Annotated in this window: 21 protein-coding genes; 17 read left to right on the forward strand and 4 right to left on the reverse strand. The window is 45.8% G+C overall.

Annotation, left to right across the window (positions count from 1 at the left end; genetic code table 11):
• Positions 1-388: 388 nt before the first annotated feature.
• The 4 genes from ACNQGS_RS16845 (at position 389) to nfsA (ending at position 4,685) form a co-directional block, all read left to right on the forward strand.
• Positions 389-1,972: a bifunctional 3-(3-hydroxy-phenyl)propionate/3-hydroxycinnamic acid hydroxylase gene (locus ACNQGS_RS16845; protein ID WP_491488309.1), complete on the forward strand. Its 1,584-nt coding sequence runs from the start codon at positions 389-391 to the stop codon at positions 1,970-1,972.
• Positions 1,973-2,012: 40 nt separating this feature from the next.
• Positions 2,013-2,942, forward strand: a complete 930-nt coding sequence (locus ACNQGS_RS16850) for a VOC family protein (protein ID WP_491488310.1) — start codon at positions 2,013-2,015, stop codon at positions 2,940-2,942.
• A 21-nt stretch (positions 2,943-2,963) separates the two neighbouring features.
• Complete coding sequence (locus ACNQGS_RS16855) at positions 2,964-3,800, forward strand: fumarylacetoacetate hydrolase family protein (protein WP_491488311.1); 837 nt, start codon at positions 2,964-2,966, stop codon at positions 3,798-3,800.
• Positions 3,801-3,932: 132 nt separating this feature from the next.
• Positions 3,933-4,685 (forward strand): oxygen-insensitive NADPH nitroreductase, encoded by a 753-nt coding sequence (nfsA, locus tag ACNQGS_RS16860; RefSeq protein ID WP_491488312.1) that lies wholly within the window; start codon positions 3,933-3,935, stop codon positions 4,683-4,685.
• Between the two features lie 178 nt (positions 4,686-4,863).
• Here the strand turns inward: nfsA and ACNQGS_RS16865 are convergent, their stop codons facing one another.
• The 4 genes from ACNQGS_RS16865 to ACNQGS_RS16880 form a co-directional block, all read right to left on the reverse strand.
• Positions 4,864-5,331: a thioesterase family protein gene (locus ACNQGS_RS16865; RefSeq protein ID WP_491488313.1), complete on the reverse strand. Its 468-nt coding sequence runs from the start codon at positions 5,329-5,331 to the stop codon at positions 4,864-4,866.
• Positions 5,332-5,654: 323 nt separating this feature from the next.
• The gene (locus tag ACNQGS_RS16870; protein WP_491488314.1) at positions 5,655-6,617 is read right to left on the reverse strand and encodes an L-carnitine dehydrogenase; all 963 of its coding nucleotides are present in this window, start codon (positions 6,615-6,617) and stop codon (positions 5,655-5,657) included.
• Positions 6,617-7,513 (reverse strand): beta-keto acid cleavage family enzyme, encoded by an 897-nt coding sequence (locus ACNQGS_RS16875; RefSeq protein WP_491488315.1) that lies wholly within the window; start codon positions 7,511-7,513, stop codon positions 6,617-6,619. Before ACNQGS_RS16875 ends, ACNQGS_RS16870 begins: the two co-directional genes overlap by 1 nt.
• A gap of 89 nt (positions 7,514-7,602) precedes the next feature.
• On the reverse strand, positions 7,603-8,139 hold the full coding sequence (locus tag ACNQGS_RS16880) for a GbsR/MarR family transcriptional regulator (protein ID WP_491488316.1): 537 nt from the start codon (positions 8,137-8,139) through the stop codon (positions 7,603-7,605).
• 259 nt (positions 8,140-8,398) lie between these two features.
• Here ACNQGS_RS16880 and ACNQGS_RS16885 point away from each other — a divergent pair, with 259 nt between their 5' ends.
• The 13 genes from ACNQGS_RS16885 (at position 8,399) to ACNQGS_RS16945 (ending at position 21,807) form a co-directional block, all read left to right on the forward strand.
• Positions 8,399-9,538 carry a betaine/proline/choline family ABC transporter ATP-binding protein gene (locus ACNQGS_RS16885; protein WP_491488317.1) on the forward strand — a complete coding sequence of 380 codons (1,140 nt, stop codon included), beginning with the start codon at positions 8,399-8,401 and terminating at the stop codon, positions 9,536-9,538.
• Between the two features lie 12 nt (positions 9,539-9,550).
• Positions 9,551-10,204 (forward strand): ABC transporter permease, encoded by a 654-nt coding sequence (locus ACNQGS_RS16890; protein ID WP_491488318.1) that lies wholly within the window; start codon positions 9,551-9,553, stop codon positions 10,202-10,204.
• Positions 10,205-10,220: 16 nt separating this feature from the next.
• Complete coding sequence (locus ACNQGS_RS16895) at positions 10,221-11,144, forward strand: osmoprotectant ABC transporter substrate-binding protein (protein ID WP_491488319.1); 924 nt, start codon at positions 10,221-10,223, stop codon at positions 11,142-11,144.
• Positions 11,145-11,148: 4 nt separating this feature from the next.
• The gene (locus tag ACNQGS_RS16900; RefSeq protein ID WP_491488320.1) at positions 11,149-11,835 is read left to right on the forward strand and encodes an ABC transporter permease; all 687 of its coding nucleotides are present in this window, start codon (positions 11,149-11,151) and stop codon (positions 11,833-11,835) included.
• Positions 11,836-11,975: 140 nt separating this feature from the next.
• Positions 11,976-13,745 carry a CocE/NonD family hydrolase gene (locus ACNQGS_RS16905; protein ID WP_491488321.1) on the forward strand — a complete coding sequence of 590 codons (1,770 nt, stop codon included), beginning with the start codon at positions 11,976-11,978 and terminating at the stop codon, positions 13,743-13,745.
• 271 nt (positions 13,746-14,016) lie between these two features.
• Positions 14,017-14,949, forward strand: coding sequence for a 3-hydroxyacyl-CoA dehydrogenase NAD-binding domain-containing protein (locus ACNQGS_RS16910; protein WP_491488322.1), 933 nt, complete (start codon positions 14,017-14,019; stop codon positions 14,947-14,949).
• A 47-nt stretch (positions 14,950-14,996) separates the two neighbouring features.
• Positions 14,997-15,674 carry a cyclase family protein gene (locus ACNQGS_RS16915; protein ID WP_491488323.1) on the forward strand — a complete coding sequence of 226 codons (678 nt, stop codon included), beginning with the start codon at positions 14,997-14,999 and terminating at the stop codon, positions 15,672-15,674.
• Positions 15,675-15,785: 111 nt separating this feature from the next.
• Positions 15,786-16,847 carry a zinc-dependent alcohol dehydrogenase gene (locus ACNQGS_RS16920; protein ID WP_491488324.1) on the forward strand — a complete coding sequence of 354 codons (1,062 nt, stop codon included), beginning with the start codon at positions 15,786-15,788 and terminating at the stop codon, positions 16,845-16,847.
• Positions 16,848-17,006: 159 nt separating this feature from the next.
• Positions 17,007-17,351, forward strand: a complete 345-nt coding sequence (locus ACNQGS_RS16925; protein ID WP_491488325.1) for a DUF3870 domain-containing protein — start codon at positions 17,007-17,009, stop codon at positions 17,349-17,351.
• Positions 17,352-17,709: 358 nt separating this feature from the next.
• A complete protein-coding gene (locus tag ACNQGS_RS16930; RefSeq protein WP_491488326.1) occupies positions 17,710-19,047 on the forward strand; it encodes a short-chain fatty acid transporter in 1,338 nt (445 codons plus the stop codon).
• 216 nt (positions 19,048-19,263) lie between these two features.
• Positions 19,264-19,947 (forward strand): CoA transferase subunit A, encoded by a 684-nt coding sequence (locus tag ACNQGS_RS16935; protein WP_491488327.1) that lies wholly within the window; start codon positions 19,264-19,266, stop codon positions 19,945-19,947.
• Positions 19,944-20,600, forward strand: a complete 657-nt coding sequence (locus tag ACNQGS_RS16940; RefSeq protein ID WP_491488328.1) for a 3-oxoacid CoA-transferase subunit B — start codon at positions 19,944-19,946, stop codon at positions 20,598-20,600. The genes ACNQGS_RS16935 and ACNQGS_RS16940 overlap by 4 nt, the downstream gene beginning before the upstream one ends.
• Positions 20,601-20,613: 13 nt before the next feature.
• The gene (locus ACNQGS_RS16945) at positions 20,614-21,807 is read left to right on the forward strand and encodes a thiolase family protein (RefSeq protein WP_491488329.1); all 1,194 of its coding nucleotides are present in this window, start codon (positions 20,614-20,616) and stop codon (positions 21,805-21,807) included.
• The last annotated feature ends 52 nt before the right edge of the window (positions 21,808-21,859 follow it).

The raw sequence follows: 21,859 nt of genomic DNA on the forward strand, positions 1-21,859 counted from the left end.
AATTTTTCACGCTCCCATTGTTCGAATTTTTTAAAAATTTATTTACATTATATCCGTAGTGTTTATCGTAATGCAATATTAATTCTATAAAAATATAAAAAATTCATAAAATATTTATTTTGTTTATTAAATTATGATAATACTTAACAATATATGTAACAGCCGATCTATACTATTCGATGTAAACAATTATATAAAATCATATATTAATAATTACTATAAAATAAAGCGGTTTAATTTTTAATTATTTAATATCTATTATCAAATTATGATAATAGTTGTTGACAACTGTAAAAACATGTTTGATAATTATGAATATTAACTACTGTTTTAAATGTGAATATGTTAATAACTATTTAAATTTTTACTAAATGAGGTGAAAGTCATGATGTATGCAGATGTAATTATCGCGGGCGGCGGACCAACTGGGGTAATGGCAGCCAACATTTTAGGAAGATACGGGCTTAAAACGATTATATTTGACAAATTAAAGGATATTTATCCCAACCCGAGAGCTGCAGTGATTGATGATGATATTGCTAGAATCATACAATTTGCAGGCCTTGAGGAAGAAATACTTAAATTATCCACTGTTTCCAAAGGATATAAATTTTTAAATCAACAGAGAACGCCGATGTTCGGCTTCAAACGTGTGGAAGGCAATACGTCCAATGGCTATCCTACTACGCTGGTTATCAGACAGCCTTTGATTGAAGAGGTATTAAGGAGCGGCCTGAAGCAGCATGAAAATGTCACGATGTACAGCAATCATGAAGTATTAGATGTAGAAGAACACAACGATCTTGTAACGGTAAATGTGAAAGATTTAGCTGCAAAAGAGGAAAAAGCGTTTCAGGCAAAGTATGTGATCGCGGCGGATGGTGCCAGGAGCAAAATAAGAGAATGTATCGGAATCGAACGAGAAGATATGAATTTTAACCACCCTTGGTTAATTGTCGACATTAAAGCACCAAAAGAACTGAATTTGCCTAATATTAATCAGCAATATTGCAATCCATCCCGGGCAGCTACTTGTATCTATCTGGGAAATGATATGTACAGGTGGGAAATTGCCCTCCTTAAGCACGAAACCCAGAGCACGTATAAAACGGATGAATCTCTTAAAGAACTGCTTTCTAATTGGATGAATACGGAAGAGATCACGATTGATAGAAAAATAGTCTATGTGTTCAGGTCCTTACTGGCAAAGGAAGGCAGAAAAGGACGGGTTTTTCTGGCTGGCGATTCAGCCCACCAAATGCCGCCATTTTTAGGCCAAGGGCTTTCATCGGGAATTCGCGATGTGATGAATATTTGCTGGAAAATCGCTCATATCCTCAAATACGATTTCTCTGAATCCATCCTAGATTCCTATGAAAAAGAGAGATTGCCGCATGTAGAAAAGATTATGCGCCATGCGGTCCTGCTGGGTGAGATTATTCAAACAAGCAACCAAGAAATAGCGGATTTCAGAGATCGTCTATTTAACTATTTAAATAGCATTCCAAATGTGAAAGAAGCATTGAACAACCTGGCAAAGGCGGCTTCACCAATTGGCACAGGATTTCACCATGCTACTATAAAAAGCGACGAGACTACCTTGTTCCCGCAAACAACTGTAACATTGGCAGACGGCACACAAGCTAAATCGGATAATGTGATTGGCAACAGGTTTGCCGTGGTTGTTTCAGCAAACGTTTCAGAGGATCAACTCGATGCATTAAAGCAAAAATTAGCCGCCCTCCACTTAACCGACTTTTTTGAATGCCTGCAGGTTGTCACGCAGCAGCCCGTAAAGGCAGGCCAAATCCTGGAGGAAATACCCCACTTTTCAGAATGGTTTGAAAAAAGTGGCGTGGACGTGGCCATTGTTCGTCCTGACCGGTATGTCTATGCAAAAGGCGAAGCTGAAATCGCTGGAGATATATTAGAGGATTTGGCAAAAAGCTTTGGAATCAAGGTACTGAGTTAAAATTTTTAAAAAACAAGATTGCGGGTTAGGAGATGATCGTGTGATTAAAACGATTCAATTGGGTTATGCCGATTTCAACTGTGTGGACCTGTCCAAGATGGCGGACTATTATGAAAACGTTCTCGGACTGTCGCTCGTTGAGGAAGGCGATCAGGGGGAAAAATATCTTAGCAGCAGCTTAGACCATCATAATATTGTGTTAAGAAGCAGCCGCGAAAGTGAATTGTCAACGCTTGGCTTTCAGATTGCTGAAACCGATACTTTGGAAAATATTCAGAAGTTCCTTGCGAATGCCGGGATTCATTCAGAAATAAAATCAGATTATCAACCGGGGATCAGGAAGTTATTGGAGCTGAACGATCCAGATGGCTACACCATTCACTTATACCACCATATTGACATGCCTGCACCGGGGTATAGGCGGGACTCGATTTCCCCCTTTAAGTTAGGCCATATTGCGCTGGGGTCAAAAAAGCAGCAGGAGTCGGTTGATTTTTACAGGGAAATCTTAGGGTTTCTCGAGACCGATAAAATTGGCAACCGGGCCGCCTTTTTAACCTGTAATTCCGACCATCATGTCTTAAATATTTCAAACTTCGGCCATAAAATCATGCACCATATTGCCTTTCAATTAAAAGATTCAAGCCACCATACGTTAAGTGCCGATTTTCTTGCCAGTAAAAATATCCCGCTTGTCTGGGGACCGTTCAGACATACAGCCGGACACAATCTTGCTTCGTATCATCATGACCCGGAGCTGAATTTAATCGAACTGTACACGGAAATGGACCAATATATTCCGGATCTCGGGTATTTTGAACCGCGTCCCTATCATAGTGAGCTGCCATTACGACCAAGAGAGTGGCCGCGCAATTGCAAATGGTATCCAAAAGTAGAGCGTGACATTATCGACTCTGTTTTACAAAAAGTAGAATTTAACAATCGTTTGGTTTCACAAATACATGATTAATAGATTAGGATGGTGTTAGTAATGAAATTAGTAAGCTATCAAGTTGAAAACCAAAACAAGTTTGGCATTTCGAAGGATAATGGGATAGTTGATTTAACGAAGCGCGTGGATGCTGCAGACTTAAAGTCTTTATTGGCCTCCGATTTAGCGCAGGTCTCGGAGTTCGAAAATGAACCAGTGGACTATACGTTCGAGGAAGTGACCTTTTTGCCGGTCATTCCAAATCCTAATAAAATCTTTTGTGCCGGAGTCAACTACGATGATCATCGAAGAGAAGTAAATCGCGATAAAACGGAAAAACCGGTGATTTTCTTCCGCCTTGCTGATTCGCAGATTGGTCATAATGAAGCGATTTTGCTGCCACAGGAATCGGATGTACTGGACTATGAAGGCGAAGTGGCTGTCATCATCGGAAAACCAGGCAGACGGATTCCGAAAGAGCAAGCGTTTGAACATGTAGCCGGCTATGCTTGTTATAATGATGCCACAATCCGCGACTGGCAGCGACATACCCACCAATGGGGCCCAGGAAAGAATTTTGAAGGAACGGGAGCTTTTGGACCATGGATGGTCACCCGCGATGAAATCGAAGACAATGAGATTTTAACGCTTGAAACACGTTTAAATGGCGAAACATTGCAGCATACTACAACCGATTTAATGATTTTCTCCATACCCGAACTGATTCACTACGTCTCCTCCTTCATCACCCTAGTGCCAGGCGACGTCATCGTCACAGGCACACCAGGCGGAGTCGGCTTCAAACGCAACCCGCAAGTCCTAATGAAAGCCGGCGATGTCGTGGAGATAGAAGTAAGCAAAATCGGAACCCTTCGCAACCAGATCAAGGAAGGGTGATGCACGGGGACGGTTCTCGTGCCTCACTTCATCACAGTGATGCACGATGAAGCATGGGGACGGTTCTCGTGCCTCACCCAATTACAGTGATGCAAGAGAACCGTCCCTCTGTCTCAAGAAAGGAAGATTCAGATGAAAGATACAAGTACATTATCTGAAACAATGAAAGTGATGCAAAGTCATGTTTCCGTTCGGAAGTATTCGGCAGAACCGATTTCGAAAGAGCATTTGGTGGAAATACTTCAGGCTGGACAGAGTGCAGCTTCCTCGCATTTTGTCCAAGCGTATTCAATAATTCGTATCATAGACAAAGACAAAAGGGAACAAATCGCTGACCTTGCTAAAAATCCGCATATCAAAGACGCTGCCGAATTCCTGTTATTTTGCGGCGATTTAAAGCGCCTGGAAGCTGCCGGCCGGAAGCACGGGATTATGATTGAACATGATAATTTAGAAAATTTTATCGTCGCCACTGTTGATACCGCCCTCATTGCCCAGAATGTTATCACGGCTTCGGAGTCACTTGGTTACGGAGGCTGCTATATCGGCGGCGTCCGGAATAATCCCGGTCCAATCAGCAAGCTAGTGGGTCTTCCAGATAAAGTGTTTCCGCTATTTGGATTATGCTTAGGAGTCCCAGCCGAAAAGAACGAGGTAAAACCAAGACTCCCATTAGACGCCATTCTCCATGAAAATGTTTATAACAATGAAAAATACGATAGTTTACTTGATGACTATGACCAAACCATGAGTAACTACTATCAGCAGCGTTCTACCAATAACAAAAATACCAACTGGACTGAATCAATGGCCCACTTCATGCAGGGTAAGAGGCGAGTGCACATGAAGGAATTTATGGAAAGCAAAGGGTTCCATTTGGAATGATGCATGGCGAAGGTTTTTATAAGGCACTCGGAAGTTTTGCACGTAAAAAGGCACAGCTAGTGGATTAAAGCTAGCTGTGCCATAGTGCTGTTATGTGAAACATCGAGTTCAAATCCTCAAAAAATGATTTTACTATTTAAACAATCGATTTGGAAACACCTCTCCCGTCCTCACTGCTTCATATCCCTATTCTTCTCCCAGCTTCCTTCGGTCTCAACCTATGTTTATGTAGTTCTCCCACTCGTTCAATTTGAGCGAGGATGCTGGGAGGGAAGGGGGCTGATCGTCCTGTTTTGGTGCTGATGCCCATAAGCATTTGTTCGCTTGTGGCGAGCCGTTCGCCGTTGGTGTTTTCCATTGTAAAAAATACGTGCAGCCGTTTTGCATCATAATCTAGGAGCTGCAGGGCAATCTGCAGCTCCTGGCCTTTGTGGGCTTCTTTTAGATAGCAGAGGTGGGTTTCTAACGTGTAAATGGTGTACTGTGCCTTTTCTCGGAAGTCTGCATCAATCCCCAGCCGCACCATCAGCTGGTCGACTGCGATGCTAAACACCTTTGCATAGGCCGAATCCGTCATATGGCCGTTATAATCAATCCAATCCTCGTGCACCGTTTCAATTAAGAGCGGGTTTTCGATTTGCGGCATTTGGATACATCCCCCAATTCAAAATTATTTTTTTAAAAGTTGGCTATGATATAACTGAATGTTGAGTTCGTCGTGTTTGAAAAATAAACGGAAAAATTCCGTTTAAATTGGGAAATACCCATATTTCTTTAAAAATAAAGGAAGTTTTTCCGTTTATCTTATCCAAATCTTTGGATTTTGCCTTATTCAGAGCAGTTAATCGGAATATTTCCACTTATATCTGCTTCTTAAGCTGCATCTATACGAATTAGCCGGAAATTCTCCGCCTATGAATTCTCCTACCAACACGAGAAACAACAATGAATAATAGCAGAGGCAAAAGTTTATATCTTCCCGTTCAGATTAGCACCCGGCCAATATTTTTCCAGCAGCTGCTGAAGCTCAATGAGAAAGTTGTCACGACGTTCTTCCAGGTCAGGAATCGAATGGCCGGCAGTCTGCCGTTCGCAGCCATCAATCACCTGATTGCTCAGCTCCTCCGTCAGCTCGGGTGCGACCAGTTTGGTCCAAGGCAGTTTCAAGGCCGGGCCGAATTGTTCCAGCATGTGTTTCATTCCTTGTTCCCCGCCGGCAAGATGCAGGGTTAGGAAGGGACCCATTAAGGACCACCGCAATCCAGGCCCATAGATGATCGCGGCATCGACCTCCTCGGTTGTGGCAATCCCGTCATTGACAAGATGCAGGGCTTCGCGCCAAATCGCCTCCATTAACCGGTCGGCGACATGACCCTCGATTTCAGCGGAAATGACCAGCGGCTTCATTTGAATAGATTGATAGAATTGTTCCGCCTTCGCCAAAATCTCCGGTGCCGTCCGCTTTCCCCCGACCAGTTCAACCAATGGAATCAAATAGACAGGATTAAAGGGATGGGCCACGATGATCCGTTCAGGCCGGGCGCAGTCTGCCTGCAGTGTGCTAGGCATAAGCCCTGATGTACTCGAGGCAATGATCGCATCCGGTTTTGCATTCAAATCAATTTCCGCCAGCAAACGCCGTTTTAGTTCTTCCCGCTCCGGTGCGTTCTCCTGAATCAAATCCGCGTCAGCCACCGCCTTTGCTAATTCTGGTTCAAAGCGGAGCCGGTCTTTCGAAGCTCCCGCAGCCAATCCCAATTTCTCCAAAGCTGGCCAGGCACGCTCGAAACTTGCGCGCATCCGCTCTTCTGCACCAGGTGCTGGATCTGTTGCGATGACATCATATCCCTGCGCTAAAAAACGAGCGATCCAGCCATTTCCGATTACTCCTGTGCCAACGACGGTTACTTGTTTAATAGAATGATTGTGCACTAGATCCCAGCCTTTCGATGAGGGTTTTTTAAACCTAAATGGGTTCGTGCTTCCGTAGGGGTCATCGGTTCGGCGCCAAGCCCTGCCATGATGCTAACGGCTCTATCAACCAATTGGGCATTGGTTCCCAGCACTCCTTTATCCAAATAGAGATTGTCTTCCAAGCCGACCCGGACATTTCCGCCGAGCAGCATCGATTGGATCGCCATCGGCATTTGCATGCGGCCGATGCCAAAGGCGGACCAGTGGGCATTTTTCGGAAGTTTATCCCGCATATAAATGATCGTTTCCGCATCGGCGGCTGCCCCCCAAGGGATGCCCAGGCAGAATTGGAACATCGGGTCGCCGTCAATCAGGCCTTCCTCGATTAATTGCTTGGCAAACAGGAGGTGTCCGGTATCGAAGCATTCCAATTCGGGCTTGACTCCGCTTTGTTGGATAAGGCGGGCCTGTTTGCGCAGCCAATCGGTGGTGCTTATGTAAAGCTGATCGCCGAAATTCAAGCTTCCGCAGTCTAATGTACAAAGCTCCGGCAGTAATTTCCCAATTGGTTCATGGCGTTCTTCCGGGGTCTGGATGTCTGTTCCAGGTCCGCCGAGGGCTGGGTTCTGTTCGCTTGGAATCCAGTCCCCGCCCCCTCCGGAAGTGAGGTTGAGGATGACGTCGGTTTCTGCTTCACGGACCCGTTCGACCACCTCTTGGAATAATGCCGGGTCATGGCTGATTCCGCCGGTTTTGGGGTCGCGGACATGAATATGGGCGATCGTGGCACCAGCCTTTGCTGCCTCAATGGCAGATTCGGCGATTTCCTTAGGGGTAACGGGAACATAGGGGCTTTTCTTGACTGTATCTCCTGCGCCAGTGACGGCACAAGTGACGATGACCTTATTCTGCATATATTTTCCTCCTCGAAAATTTATAAAAAAAAAGAAAATGGGGTAATTTCCATTTTCTTTTTTCATCCTAATTCACGTCTTAATGGCTTTTATGGCTTTGGAACATATTTAAAAATCTCTCCGCTGTCAAAGAATTCAACCAACTGGGCTAACCAATGATAATAATCCAGCCATTCCTTTGTTTCTTTGAGGAGGACATTAATCTTTTGTTCCAGTTCTGCATCGATTGTCCCACAATCCACAATGGACCGCAGTTCAGCAGACATCTTTTTTTCAAACATTTTGTTTTTCTGGATGGCTTTGCGCCAGTTCGAGGTGAACAACGAAACGAAGGTCTGGTAATAATCCTGCTCTACGGTGTATAAGTCTTTGCGGACTCCTTTTTCAAACACCTTTTCGGCAATATTCAAATCGACCATTTCACGGACGACTTGGCTCATCCGGGTTTTGCTCATTCCCGTTTCCTCAGATAGTTCATCCAGTGTCATCGGCCTCCGGTTCATATATATGATGCCTAGTACTCTCCCGACAGTAGCGGAGACCCCGTATGTTTGCATATTATCGGCGATTTTCTCAACAAACTGCTCTTGGATATGATTAATTTTTTCTAATGGTTCTTCATCCAAAGGAATTCACCCTTCCAGTTACCCTATTACGTTGCCACTATATCACATTTTTTGAAAAAATCGAAAAGGGGAATCGGATAGAAAAAGGGAGGAATTGGGAGGATTTTTAAGAATATGTTGGAAAAGTAAATCTAAAATACATGTAATCTGTAAATTTGATGTAATTTATAAAATTCATAAACTTTTTATTTTACAAACTTTACTTTATACTAAATTTAGACAATTAAGATTTTTTAAACAAAAACTGGAGGTGCTTACTTTGCTTAAATTTGATCATGTTTCAAAAGTGTATAAGGGGGGAAAACGAGCGGTTCATGATCTGAACCTGGAAATTGCCAAGGGAGAATTCATCTGTATTATCGGCCCAAGCGGCTGCGGGAAAACGACGACCATGAAAATGATTAACCGCTTGATTGAACCGACAGAGGGTACCATTTCTATCAATGGTGTAGACATTATGAAGAACGACCCGGTGACGCTGAGGCGAGAGATCGGGTATGTGATTCAGCAGATTGGCTTATTTCCTCACATGACCATTCAGGAAAATATCTCCCTCGTCCTAAAATTATTAAAAGTCCCAGAGAATAAACGCCGCTCCCGGGCCCGGGAATTACTGACACTTGTTGATATGACACCTGATTATTTAGAGCATTACCCCCATGAACTAAGCGGCGGCCAGCAGCAGCGGATTGGTGTACTGCGCGCATTGGCAGCGGATCAGCCCCTGATTTTAATGGACGAACCATTTGGCGCCTTAGACCCGATTACCAGGGAATCCCTCCAAGAAGAATTCAAAAAGCTGCAGCGGAAGCTGGAAAAAACGATTGTATTTGTCACCCATGATATGGATGAGGCGCTGAAATTGGCCGATCGGATTGTCATTATGAAGGACGGGCAGATCGTTCAGTGTGATACACCGGATGAAATCCTGCGCAATCCAGCCAATGAATTTGTCGAAGAGTTTATTGGAAAAGACCGTCTTGTCCAGGCAAGGCCGAATATCCAAACGGTTGGGCAAATCATGAGCCCAAATCCAATCACGATTACGGGCGACCGTTCTTTATCAGAAGCGATCCAATTAATGAAGCAGCATCGCGTCGATTCCTTGCTTGTCGTGGATGAGTTGAAGGTTCTGCAAGGGGTTATTGATGTCGAAATTATTGACCAAAAACGGAAAAAGGCAAGTCTGGTACGAGATGTTGTCGAAAGAGAGGTCTTTACCGTCGACAAAGAGACGCTCGTTCGTGATACGGTCCGAAAAATCTTAAAAATGGGCATGAAATACGTTCCGGTTGTCGATGACAAACATCGCCTTGTCGGGATTGTCACGAGAGCTAGTTTGGTAGACATTGTCTATGATTCAATCTGGGGCGTGGATGAACTAACAAAAATAGGTTAGGAGGGAGATGACATGAATACCATTTTACAATTTTTGAATACATACGGCGGTGAAATACTGTATAAGACGTGGGAGCATTTATATATTTCGATTTTTGCAGCACTGCTCGGCATTCTCATCGCGGTACCTCTCGGAGTGGCGTTAACGCGGTTTCCTAAAGGGGCCGAAGTGGTGATGGGGATATTAGGTATAGTTCAAACCTTTCCGAGCTTTGCCATTCTCGCTTTCTTCATTCCTCTTTTAGGTGTCGGAAAAACACCGGCTATCATTGCTTTATTTTTCTATTCGGTCCTACCTATCCTGAGAAACACTTATACGGGTGTGAACGGCGTGCAAAAGAGTCTGCTCGAAGCAGGACGCGGGATGGGTATGACCGGATGGGAACGCATCCGCTATGTAGAGGTGCCGCTGGCGATTCCCGTCATTATGGCAGGAATTCGCTTATCGACAGTCTATTTAATTGGCTGGGCGACCTTGGCTTCGTTTATTGGCGGCGGGGGCCTCGGTGATTACATTTTCAGCGGTCTGAACCTGTATCAGCCTGAATTCATTATTGCCGGTGCGGTTCCTGTTACTTTGTTGGCTTTATTGACCGATCTTCTTTTAGGCAAAGTCGAAGGCTGGGTAACGCCTAAAGGAATGAAAAAGATGAGAGAAGCTACATAGGAAGGGAGGCACGGAGATGTTGAAAAGAAATCATTTACTGATTGCCGTTGTCATGACGGTGGCGGTTTTCATGAGCGGCTGCGCACTGCCTGGCTTGAGCGGAGCGGCCGACAACACGATTAAGGTAGGAACGATGGGGACATCCGAATCACAGATTATGGGGAATATGGTTCGGCTGATGATCGAACATTACACTGATGCCAAGGTGGAAATGGTCAATAATCTAGGGTCTTCCATTGTCCAGCATCAGGCCATGCTGAATGGCGATATTGATATCTCGGCGACACGCTATACGGGAACGGACTTGGCGGGGGCGCTTGCCATGGACCCGGTCAAAGACCCGAGGGAAGCGCTTACGATTGTCAAACGCGAATTCCAAAAGCGCTTTGACCAAACTTGGTTTGATTCGTACGGCTTTGCGAATTCCTATGCGTTTACAGTGACAAGAGCACTGGCGGAAAAAGAAAACCTGAGCACCGTTTCCGATTTGCAACCGTTTGTTTCGGATTTGAAATTAGGTGTCGATAATTCCTGGTTAAAGCGGAAAGGCGATGGCTATGAGGGATTTGTCAACGAGTATGGATTCAAATTCGGCAAAACCTTCCCGATGCAGATTGGCTTAGTGTATCAGGCGGCGGCGAACGGGAAAATGGATGTTGTCCTCGCCTATACGACCGATGGGCGCATCAGTGCCTTTGATTTAAAGGTGTTGGAGGATGATAAGCATTTCTTCCCTCCTTACGATACATCACCAGTGGCACGAAACGACGTGTTAAAGGCCCATCCGGAATTAAAGAAGATCCTGCAAAAGCTCGCTGGAAAAATTAGTACCGAAAAGATGCAGGAGCTTAATTATGAAGCTGACGGAAAAATGAAGGAACCGGCCGTTATTGCAAAGGAATTTTTAGAAGAGCACAAGTATTTCGAAGGGGAGGGGTGAGACCATGGAGACGATCAGTAGTATTTTGTATTACTATTCACAAAATGCGGCGTATGTGTGGGTCGAGTTTTATCGGCATTTCCTCATGTCTGCCTATGGCGTTTTATTTGCAGCGATTGTCGCGATCCCGGTGGGTATCTTCATTGCTCGCTACAACAGGCTGAGCACGTGGGTGATTGCGCTTGCTAATATTATCCAAACGATTCCGGCCTTGGCGATGCTGGCTGTGCTCATGCTTGTCATGGGACTCGGAACCAATACGGTCGTATTTTCCTTATTCCTCTATTCGTTATTGCCGATTATAAAAAACACCTACACCGGCATCCGGAACGTCGACCATGCCTTGCTAGAATCGGGAAAAGCGATGGGGATGACCAAGTTTCAGGTTCTCTGGATGGTCGAGCTGCCGCTGGCAATGTCCGTGATTATGGCAGGGCTTAGGACGGCATTGGTCATCACGATCGGGATTGCCACAATCGGAACCTTCATCGGTGCTGGCGGCTTGGGCGACATTATCCTGCGTGGCACGAATGTAACGGACGGAACACCAATTATCCTCGCAGGTGCCATCCCAACCGCGTTGATGGCTGTGATTGCCGATGTGGTGATGGGCTGGCTGGAAAGAAAGCTGTCGCCAATTAAAAAGCGAAAAGGCAGTCTTAAGAAAAATATTACTGAACGGGCCGCTTAGGCTGGCTTACCTTTATGAAAAAGTCCATCCCTATTTTGAACTGCGGGTGGATTTTTTTCATGATATAGTGCTGTGCCGGAGCATAGAATTTCGCTTCAGGTGCTTATGATTTTGGAGAGGAAAGGGTGAAATTTTTAAAAATGAAGATTGAACAGGTTTTGGTAGAGAAAAATGTGCCTTGTAGAATGCGGGATGGGATTACGCTTTATGCAGATATTTATCGCCCCAGCCAAGAGGGGAAGTTTCCGGTGCTGTTGACACGGCTTCCCTACAATAAGGATTTGCCGTTCTATTCGCATCGCTATCTGGATACCCATCGTCTGGTGCAGCATGGCTATGTCGTGATTATCCAGGATGTCAGGGGCCGCTTCCACTCGGAAGGAGAATTTTATCCATTTTTATATGAAGCGAAAGACGGCTATGATACCGTTGAATGGGCCGCGGCTTTACCTTATTCAAATGGAAAAGTAGGCATGTTTGGGCTGTCGTATTATGGTTATACGCAATTGCTGGCTGCCGCCGAACAGCCGCCTCATTTGGAGGCGATTGTTCCAGCGATGACGTTAAATGACTGGCGGAATAATTCACTGGACAAGGGCGGAAAGTTCCTCGTTGCGTCATCGGAAACATGGGCGCTGGAGTCCGTGGCTCCTGAGTATCTGAGAAGGAAATACGGTGATTCAGCAGAGTATGCAGTGATGATGGAAAAATGGGCAGATACCTATAACCAGATTGAAGAGTGGTATTCGTATAAGCCGATTCAGCAATGGCCGCCGCTGAAGGAGCTTGATGCGGCTGGCTATTTCTTTGACCTGCTGGAAGGGAACATAAAAGAGGATATGGGGGAGCGAATGAGTATTCTGAACAAGTATAAGCAGATACATGTCCCTGCCTATCATATTGCCGGCTGGTACGATAATCTGTTGCAGTCTACCTTAAAAAACTTTACGGAACTGCACAAACATGGCAGGGGGCTGAATAAATTAATCATTGGGCCGTGGGGGCATGGGGTCTTCAGTTCTGTCATCGGTGAACGGAATTTCGGGCTGCAGGCTTCCGGTGACTGGATTGACGGGCAAGAAGATTTGACGGGGCTGCACATTCGCTGGTTTGATCATTGGTTAAAGGGTGAACACACGATTGTAGAGGATGAAGCGCCGATCAAGCTGTTTGTGATGGGGGTCAATGAGTGGCGGGACGAGCAGGAATGGCCGTTGGCCAGGACCACGTATGTTCCCTACTATTTGCATAGCGACGGCAAGGCTAATTCCCGTTTTGGTGATGGGCGATTGGGTGTGGAATTGCCGACGAAGGACGAACCGAAGGATACGTTTGTTTATGATCCTTCAAACCCAGTCCCGACCAATGGCGGAGGCACCCTGTATGCAGGTGTCCAAACGATGGGCCCTAAGGATCAACGGCAGCTAGAGGAGAGAGACGATGTGCTTGTTTACACCTCTGAACCGCTGGCAGAAGCGCTTGAAGTCACCGGCCCTGTTAAGGTGATCTTGTGGGCAAAAACGGATGCCGTCGATACGGACTTTACGGCAAAGTTAATCGATGTCTTGCCGGATGGAACGGCATTTAATTTAACAGATGGGATTGTTCGTGCATCCTATCGAAATGGGGAGATTCAGGTTCAGGGATCCTATGAATCTATCAAGGATGAAATTATGCAATACGAGATTGAACTGTGGCCAACCAGCAATGTCTTCCTCCCAGGCCACCAAATCCGGCTCGAAATCTCATCCAGCAACTTCCCGCGCTACGACACAAACCTAAACACCGGACACACCATGCTCACAAGCACCAAATATAACACGGCAAACCAAACCATCTACCACCAGGAAACCTACCCATCACATGCGGTGCTGCCGATCATTGGTTCTAGTGCTTCATTTTCAAAATGAATGAAACAAAGGGACGGTTCTTCTGCCTCATTCAAAGAATGAGGCATGAGAACCGTCCCTATGCATCACTTGACGAAAACTAAATTTAGAAATATCATAATAATATAAACAGTATTAATAGTTAATGAGAAGCAGTTTCTTAATGGTGAAATTACCCATTTCATGTGATTTAGGATACCTAGCTTTCCATTGAAAGATAAGGATGTGTTTGTTCTTATTTTTTATGGGGCTGGGTTTTTTTATTTTCAAATTAAGGAGGGACCACGCTCATATGGAAGATAGAAAAATTACGGTTGTTGGTGCAGGGACGATGGGCAGGGGGATTGCTCAATTACTTGCGCAACACAATGTAAACGTTCACATGGTCGAGCAGAACCAGATAGTCCTAAGCGGAGCTTTGGAGAAAATCAGGGATCAATTTGAGATTCTAAGAGAATACGAGTTTATCTCAGAACAACAAATGAATGAAGCGCTTGGCCGAATCTCACTTTCAGATACCCTTCAAGATGCGCAAAACTCCTGGATGGTGATTGAAGCCATTCCGGAAGTCTTGGAGTTAAAGCAAAATCTCTTTCAAACGCTTGAAGAGATTTGTGAGCCGGCGACCATTTTTGCTACGAACACTTCGGGGTTGTCCATTAACCAGATAAGTGAACAGCTAAAGCACCGCGACCGCTTTATCGGCACGCATTTTTTCATGCCGGCGGCGATTATTCCGTTAGTGGAAATTATCCGCGGCGACGCGACTTCCAATCAAGTCTGTGATGAAGTCATGGAATTTTTCAAAAAAATCCATAAAGAACCTGTCTTAATCCAAAAAGATATCCCGGGTTTCATCGGTAACCGGATTCAGCATGCGATGGCGCGGGAGGCGATTTCGCTGCTGGAGGAAGGGATTGCGACAGCGGAGGAAATTGATACCGTTGTCCGTTGGAGCCTCGGTATCCGGCTGCTCTTCACCGGACCATTGGAGCAGCGCGACTTGAACGGTTTGGACGTTCATCACCATATTGCCTCCTATCTTTATAAGGATTTGGAGAACCGGACTGAACCAGCAAGGCTACTTTCGGAAAAAGTGCAAAATGGCGAGCTCGGAACAAAAACGGGCAAAGGGTTTTATGATTGGCCCAAGGACTCCCAGACGGACGCCCTCCAATCGAAAAATGCCCAGTTGCTTCAAATGATGAAATGGCTGAAGAAATAGAGCAGCACGCTCATTTTTAAAAAATAAACTACTAGAGGTGCGTAATTATGAAAACGGTTGACTTATCAGTATTGTTGTACGACGGCTTAGTTTCTTTTCCATCCCATCCAAAAGTCGTGTTCATGGACCACATCACTCACGATTTTTCCAAACCAAGATATACGGCACCTTGTGAAGGCTATGCCAGCAAGATTTTCATGATGTCCGACCATAGCGGCACACACATGGATGCTCCCTATCATTTTTTCAAAGATGGCTTAACGATCGAACAGATTCCGATTGATGCGACGATGGGGGACGCCGTTTTAATTGATTGTTCGGATAAAAATCCTTCAGAGCCGGTCACGCGGGAAATGGTAGAAGCGGTGGTTGAGAGGGACCAGCTTGAAATTAAAGAGAATAGTATTGTGCTGTTTCGCTGCTGGGACGGGGAATGGAATGGCGAAGGCTTCCATCAGTGCAAATCCCTTGCTCCTTCTGTCGGGGATTGGGTCGTCGAGAATAAAATTAAAGCAATCGGCCTGGATCTAGCGAATGCCGATATCAATGACAATATGCAAAGGGATGTCCACCTTGCCCTGCTGAGCAGAAACATATTAATCATGGAAAACATCGTTAACTTGGATAAGCTTTCGAAAAAGCATTTCTATTTTATTGGAACTCCTTTGAATTTGAAAGGTTTGACAGGTTCTCCTATCAGAGCGATTGCGGTGGAAGAGTGGTAGGAATGGCATCTTCGGACAAAATCGGTGAAAAACGAAGATGAAATGTCCGTAAAAAGGATTTATAGTCGCTTGCTGAGGCAAAAAAGCATAATCCAGAAAGGGTGAGAAAACATGAAAGCAGTTGTCAAAGCAACAAGAGACCATGGTGTAGAAGTAAAAGAAGTGGAAACTCCTAAACTGAAGGAAAACGAAGTGCTTGTTCAGGTAGAGGCCGTGAGCATTTGCGGGAGTGATTTGCACATGTACGAGGGGATGCGCGCGTATGAGTGGGTGGCGACACCTGTCGTTCTCGGCCATGAATTTGCCGGAAGAGTCGTTGGTGTGAACAATCCTGACCATGAGCACCTGATAAACAGCCGAGTCATCATCAATCCGTATGTGGCCTGCGGTGAGTGTGCTAATTGCCAGCGGGGCAGGACGAATCTTTGTGACCATGGCAAAGGAGCGATGGACAAGGTGCCGGCGAAATCCCTGCAATATGGCTTCCGGCAAAATGGCGGAATGGCCGAATATGCGGCGATTCATTATAAAAACGTTCTGCCGATTCCGGAAACGATGCCGATTGAGGTAGCCGGAATGCTCGAGGCGCTTGGCATTGGCGTTCGGGCGCTTGAGCGTGCCGACATTCTGCCAGGCGACACGGCTGTTGTCATCGGACCGGGTCCAATCGGTCTTTCCCTAATCGCGTCCTTATCCAGCCTCGGCTTGAAAAAGCTGATTGTAACAGGCTTGTCTGTCGATGAAGAAAGACTGCAGCTGGCCAAAGAATTAGGTGCAACAGACATTGTCTATGCCGACCAGGTGAACGATGTCGAAGCCATATCTGAGTTGACAAATGGCCAGGGTGTCGACCATGTGTTTGAAACAAGCGGCTTCCACCAATCGATGGTGTCAGGGGTCAGGATGTGCACAAAGGGCGGCGAACTGTTATTGGTTGGCATTTCCGCCAAGGAAACAGTACTGCCATCCAACGAAATCGTCCGCGGTGAAGTAACGGTCAAAGGGGTATACGGTGTAACCGAGCAAACCTTGAAGCGGACCATCGCCATGGCTTCTTCAGGAAAATTTCCTTATCTGAAGCTGGTTTCCCATGTCCTTCCGCTTGAAAAAGCAGTCGAAGGCTTCGAAGTCGGCGTTCAAAAGCAAGGGGTCAAGGTAATCCTAAAACCATAAAGTGAGGCGTGGGGACGGTCCTCGTGCCTCACTTCCTTCGTTTGCAAAACAGGAACCCCAACCCTTCCCTTGCTCAAAATGATGCAGAAGAACCGTCCCCATGCATCACCCATGCATCACATCTGGTATAATAATAGTAAAACTAAGGGAGGGTCCAACTTGAATTCACAACATGAGATGAATACGGTGTTGGTGACTGCCTATGCGAAGGCGCCGACAGGAAGTGCGATGTACGAGATTTATAAGCATGCTGGAATTGTTCTTGAGGTTGATCCGACGAACCATTCCATTGTGGATGCGGAGTTTACGTTTATTACTGATTTGGCCAAGGACTTTATCAAGCGGCTTGTGATTGGCTACAATTTGTCGAATGGTGTTGACGAGCTTGTCAAACGGATTGAAGAGCATTATTTTGCGCCTTCGGTTAATTCTGTGATTGTCGCGTTAAAAGCAGCCCATAAAAGATATTTTGAAAAAATAAATCAGATAGAAAATAAAAAATAATTTGACAATTAGACAAAAGGATATTATAGTTTTTTTATAAAATAAATACCTTTCGAAAAGCGTCTTCTTAACGATGGAATTACCCATTCCACCTTAAATTAAGAATACCCAGCTTTTCCAAAAGACAATAGGGAACCCTTGTGTTTCTTATTCCTTTTGGCAGGGCTGGGTATTTTTTATTGACATTATGGTGGGGAGCAACAACCCAGCGAACGCTGTCATCCATTATTTGTTAATGAGGAAACCTTTTCGATTCCTTTACAATAAGGATAGAAGCTTTAACGAAGGGGATTTTTTTTCGAATGTAATGAAAGCGTTAACTTAAACTATTTTTCTAAAACAACAAGGGGGCGAAAGCATGGAGAAAATTACTGGTTTTTTCACGAATCTGATGAGGAAGTATCTTCCCGATCCATTTGTGTTTGCGATTGGATTGACCATCCTAACACTAATTTTGGCGGTTCTTGTCGAAGGACAAGGATTTGTGGCTGCCACAACCAGCTGGGGAGCAGGTTTCTGGAATCTGTTATCTTTTACGACCCAGATGGCTGTCATCCTGGCGATGGGCTATGTGCTGGCAAAGGCGCCGATTATTGACCGGTTCTTAAACAAAATTGTTTCACTCGTTCATACTCCTCGAATGGCCATTATCGTTGCGACATTGGTCGGGGGAATTGGCAGTTACTTAAACTGGGGCTTTGGTTTGGTGATTGGGGGGATCATCGCCAAGAAACTCGCTCTAAAGGTCAAAGGGGTTCACTACCCGCTGATTATCGCAGCCGCGTACAGCGGATTTACGTTATACGGATTAGGTCTTTCCGCTAGTATTCCAGTGTTGATTTCAACACCTGGCCACCCAATGGAAAAAGCAATGGGCGTCGTGCCATTATCAGAAACTATTTTTTCAATACCGATGCTAGTTACCAGCTTGATCGTTATTATCACTCTTCCTTTATTAAACGCTTGGCTGCATCCGAAGAAGAAGGAAAATGTCATTGAAATCAATCCGGAGATTGAGGCGCGTGAACAGGTGGCAGCAGCAACTGCCCTCGGCAATGAAGAAGTGACGTTTGCAACTAAGTTAAACAACAGCCGCTTGCTTTCATTGGCAATTGGAATTATCGGTATCATTTATGTCGTGTCCTTCTTTTCAAAGGGCGGCAAATTAGATTTAAACATGATCAACTTTATTATTCTTTTCCTTGGCATTATCCTATTAGGAACTCCGGCAAACTATGTTTCTAGTTTAAACGACGGAATTAAGACAATTTCCGGCATCATCCTGCAATATCCGTTTTACGCCGGCATCATGGCAATTATGGCGGGGTCCGGTTTGGTAGATACCATCGCCCACTGGTTTGTGCAGTTCTCTTCAGCCCATACACTGCCATTCTGGGGACTGGTCAGCTCGTTCGTGATTAACTTCTTTGCTCCGTCTGCGGGCGGCCACTGGGTCGTTCAAGGACCATTCATGATTGACGCGGCGAAAGAATTGCACGCATCCATTGCCCATACGTCTATGTCCGTCATGCTCGGAAATGCCTGGAACGATTTAGTCCAGCCGTTCTGGATCTTGCCGGCGCTGGCCTTATCGAACCTTAAGCTAAAAGACGTCATGGGCTACACTGTTGTCATGATGTTCTGGGTTGGGATTATCTATTGTGGTGCTGTTCTACTTTGGGGATTCTTGGGATAAAAATAAAATAGTATAATATAATAGAAGAAATCGGGTCACAAGTTGACGGCGATGATGGAAAGTTGAGATCTTCACGGTGAGAACGGCATCCCCGTTTTCACAATAATGAGGGTAGCCCAGCCTTTCCAAAAGAAGTGCACTAGAGTTGCGCTTTCTTTTGGGATGGCTGGGCTTTTTGTTTGGAAAAAGTAATCAATTTTTTACGAGGTGATAATCATGCAAAAACAAATGAAGCCAGAAGCGGCCATTCAAAAAATTCAATCGGGACACACACTGATGGTTGGCGGGTTCGGCCTTGTCGGGGCACCGTTAACATTGATTGACGAACTGACACGCCACGATGTCAATGGGTTGACCGTGATCAGTAATAATCTTGGCGAGGCTGGAAAAGGCCTTGGAATTTTATTGCGCCAGGGAAAAATCAAAAAGGCGATTGGCTCTTATTTTACCAGCAATCGTGAGGTCGGCGATTTTTATAATCAAGGCAAGCTTGAAATTCAATTGATGCCGCAGGGAACGATGTCGGAATCGATTCGTGCAGGCGGTGCCGGGATTGGCGGTTATTTTACAAAAACAAGCGCTGGAACGGAGCTGGCAAAAGGGAAAGAAACGCGGGAAATCAATGGCGAACTGTATGTGCTTGAGTCTCCATTGAAAGCCAATGTCGCGCTTGTCAAAGCGGCCAAAGCTGACACTCTGGGAAACTTGGTTTTTTATAAAACGGCGCGAAATTTCAATCCGTTAATGGCAACGGCAGCGGACTTTGTGATTGCCGAGGTCGATGAGATTGTCGAAGCGGGCAAGCTTTCACCGGAAGAAATCGTCACCCCACATTTATTTGTGGACGCGATTGTCGAAAGCCAATTGATTTTAAGCAAAGAAGGAGTTGTTTCCAAATGACCAACAAAGATATTCAAGAGTTGATTGCCAAGCGCGCGGCTGCAGAACTAAAGCCAAACTCGGTTGTGAACCTTGGAATCGGGATTCCAACGCTTGTCGCGAAATATGTCCAGCCGGGTTCGGTCTATTTCCACACTGAAAATGGGATGCTCGGGGTGGAGGAGCTGACGAGCGAGGAGGATCTTGACCCAAGCTTGGTCAATGCTGGAAAGCTTCCTATTTCAGAGGGTATTGGCGCTTCTTATTTTAATAGCGGCGAGTCATTCGCGATGATTCGCGGCGGGCATGTGAATGTCGCCATCCTTGGCGCGCTTCAGGTCGATCAGGAAGGGTACATTGCCAACTGGGCGATTCCTGGAAAAAACATTATGGGCGTCGGCGGCGCAATGGATCTGTTGAGCGGGGCCGGAAAGGTCATTGTTACGACGAATCATACTTCAAAAAATGGAGAGTCGAAAATTGTGGAGAAGTGTTCGTATCCGATTACGTCGCTTCGTAAGATCGATGTCATCATTACCGAATTAGCGGTATTTAAGATTGAAGAAGGAAAGCTCGTGTTGAAGGAATTAATGCCGGGTGTGAGCTTGGATGAAGTCAGAGAAAAGACCGAGGCGTCTTTTGAAATAAGTGAAGAGATTTTAGCATTACGGTAGGGAGATGGAAAGAATGGATAATCGAGTATTTGTGGTCAGCGCCCAGCGGACGGCGGTAGGAAAAATCGGCGGAACATTGAAGGACCTGCAGCCGGATGAGCTGTTAGTGCCGTTATTTGAAGATTTATTGGCGAAAAAATTGATTCCGATTGAGGAAATTGATGAAGTCATCATTGGCCAGGCGAAGCAGAGCCAGGATCAATCCAATATTGCGAGGAAGGCTCTTCTGATGGCGGACCTGCCTGAATCGCTTCCTGGCTACACCGTTCATCGCGCCTGCGGTTCCGGCATGCAGGCGATCCATAATGCGTTTATGGCAATCCGCTCCGGCATCGGCCATGCCTACATTGTCGGCGGGGTGGAAAGTATGAGTGCCGCCCCTTATTACATCCGCAATGGCCGCTATGGCTTCCTGTCCGGCAACGCGGAAATTTTGGACCCGAATAAAGAAAGCCAGCCTGGTTCACAGCCTGAGGATAAATATGGCCGGCTGGTGATGGGAATGACGGCTGAGAATCTTGCTGAAGACTATGCGATTTCCCGCGAGGAACAGGATGTGTTTGCCTATGAGAGCCAGGTAAAAGCGCATGAAGCGATCGAAAGCGGCGCTTTTGAGGATGAAATTGTTCCTGTGACAATTGTTCAGAAAAAGGGTGCGCCGATTGTTTTTTCAGTAGATGAGCATCCACGGAAAACGAGTTTGGAAAAACTGGCTGCACTGAAGCCGGCCTTTAAAAAGGATGGAACGGTGACAGCTGGAAATGCCTCCGGATTAAATGACGGTGCTTCCATGCTGTTGATCGTGTCCGGGGATATGGTCGAAAAATATAATCTTGAGCCGCTAGTTGAAATTACGGCGCTCGGGCTTTCCGGTGTGCAGCCGGACCGGATGGGAATCGGCCCGGTAGAAGCAAGTGAACGAGCTTTAAAAATGGCTGGAATCAGCAAAGACGACCTGGATTTGGTAGAATTAAATGAAGCGTTTGCAGCCCAGTCGCTAGCGTGTCTGAAAGAATTGAAGCTGCCAATGGAAAAGGTAAACGTAAACGGCGGAGCCATCGCCCTTGGCCACCCAATCGGCAACAGCGGCGCCAGAATCTGCGTATCCCTCATCCACGCCATGAAAAAAAGACAAGCAAAATGGGGCCTCGGCACCCTCTGCATCGCCGGCGGACAAGGAATCGCCACAGTTTTCCGGTCAGTATGAGGCATGGGGACGGTTCTCGTGCATCATTTTTTGAGGCAGAGGGACGGTTCTC

The organism is Neobacillus sp. PVCKKU3 (genome assembly GCF_058323225.1).

Coding starts and splice junctions, on each gene's coding strand:
- ACNQGS_RS16910 (WP_491488322.1), top strand. CDS start 14,017: ATGGAAGATAGAAAAATTACGGTTGTTGGTGCAGGGACGATGGGCAGG.
- ACNQGS_RS16845 (WP_491488309.1), top strand. CDS start 389: ATGTATGCAGATGTAATTATCGCGGGCGGCGGACCAACTGGGGTAATG.
- ACNQGS_RS16940 (WP_491488328.1), top strand. CDS start 19,944: ATGACCAACAAAGATATTCAAGAGTTGATTGCCAAGCGCGCGGCTGCA.
- ACNQGS_RS16945 (WP_491488329.1), top strand. CDS start 20,614: ATGGATAATCGAGTATTTGTGGTCAGCGCCCAGCGGACGGCGGTAGGA.
- ACNQGS_RS16895 (WP_491488319.1), top strand. CDS start 10,221: ATGTTGAAAAGAAATCATTTACTGATTGCCGTTGTCATGACGGTGGCG.
- ACNQGS_RS16900 (WP_491488320.1), top strand. CDS start 11,149: ATGGAGACGATCAGTAGTATTTTGTATTACTATTCACAAAATGCGGCG.
- ACNQGS_RS16915 (WP_491488323.1), top strand. CDS start 14,997: ATGAAAACGGTTGACTTATCAGTATTGTTGTACGACGGCTTAGTTTCT.
- ACNQGS_RS16930 (WP_491488326.1), top strand. CDS start 17,710: ATGGAGAAAATTACTGGTTTTTTCACGAATCTGATGAGGAAGTATCTT.
- ACNQGS_RS16865 (WP_491488313.1), bottom strand. CDS start 5,331: ATGCCGCAAATCGAAAACCCGCTCTTAATTGAAACGGTGCACGAGGAT.
- ACNQGS_RS16905 (WP_491488321.1), top strand. CDS start 11,976: ATGAAGATTGAACAGGTTTTGGTAGAGAAAAATGTGCCTTGTAGAATG.
- nfsA (WP_491488312.1), top strand. CDS start 3,933: ATGAAAGATACAAGTACATTATCTGAAACAATGAAAGTGATGCAAAGT.
- ACNQGS_RS16920 (WP_491488324.1), top strand. CDS start 15,786: ATGAAAGCAGTTGTCAAAGCAACAAGAGACCATGGTGTAGAAGTAAAA.
- ACNQGS_RS16855 (WP_491488311.1), top strand. CDS start 2,964: ATGAAATTAGTAAGCTATCAAGTTGAAAACCAAAACAAGTTTGGCATT.
- ACNQGS_RS16875 (WP_491488315.1), bottom strand. CDS start 7,513: ATGCAGAATAAGGTCATCGTCACTTGTGCCGTCACTGGCGCAGGAGAT.
- ACNQGS_RS16890 (WP_491488318.1), top strand. CDS start 9,551: ATGAATACCATTTTACAATTTTTGAATACATACGGCGGTGAAATACTG.
- ACNQGS_RS16935 (WP_491488327.1), top strand. CDS start 19,264: ATGCAAAAACAAATGAAGCCAGAAGCGGCCATTCAAAAAATTCAATCG.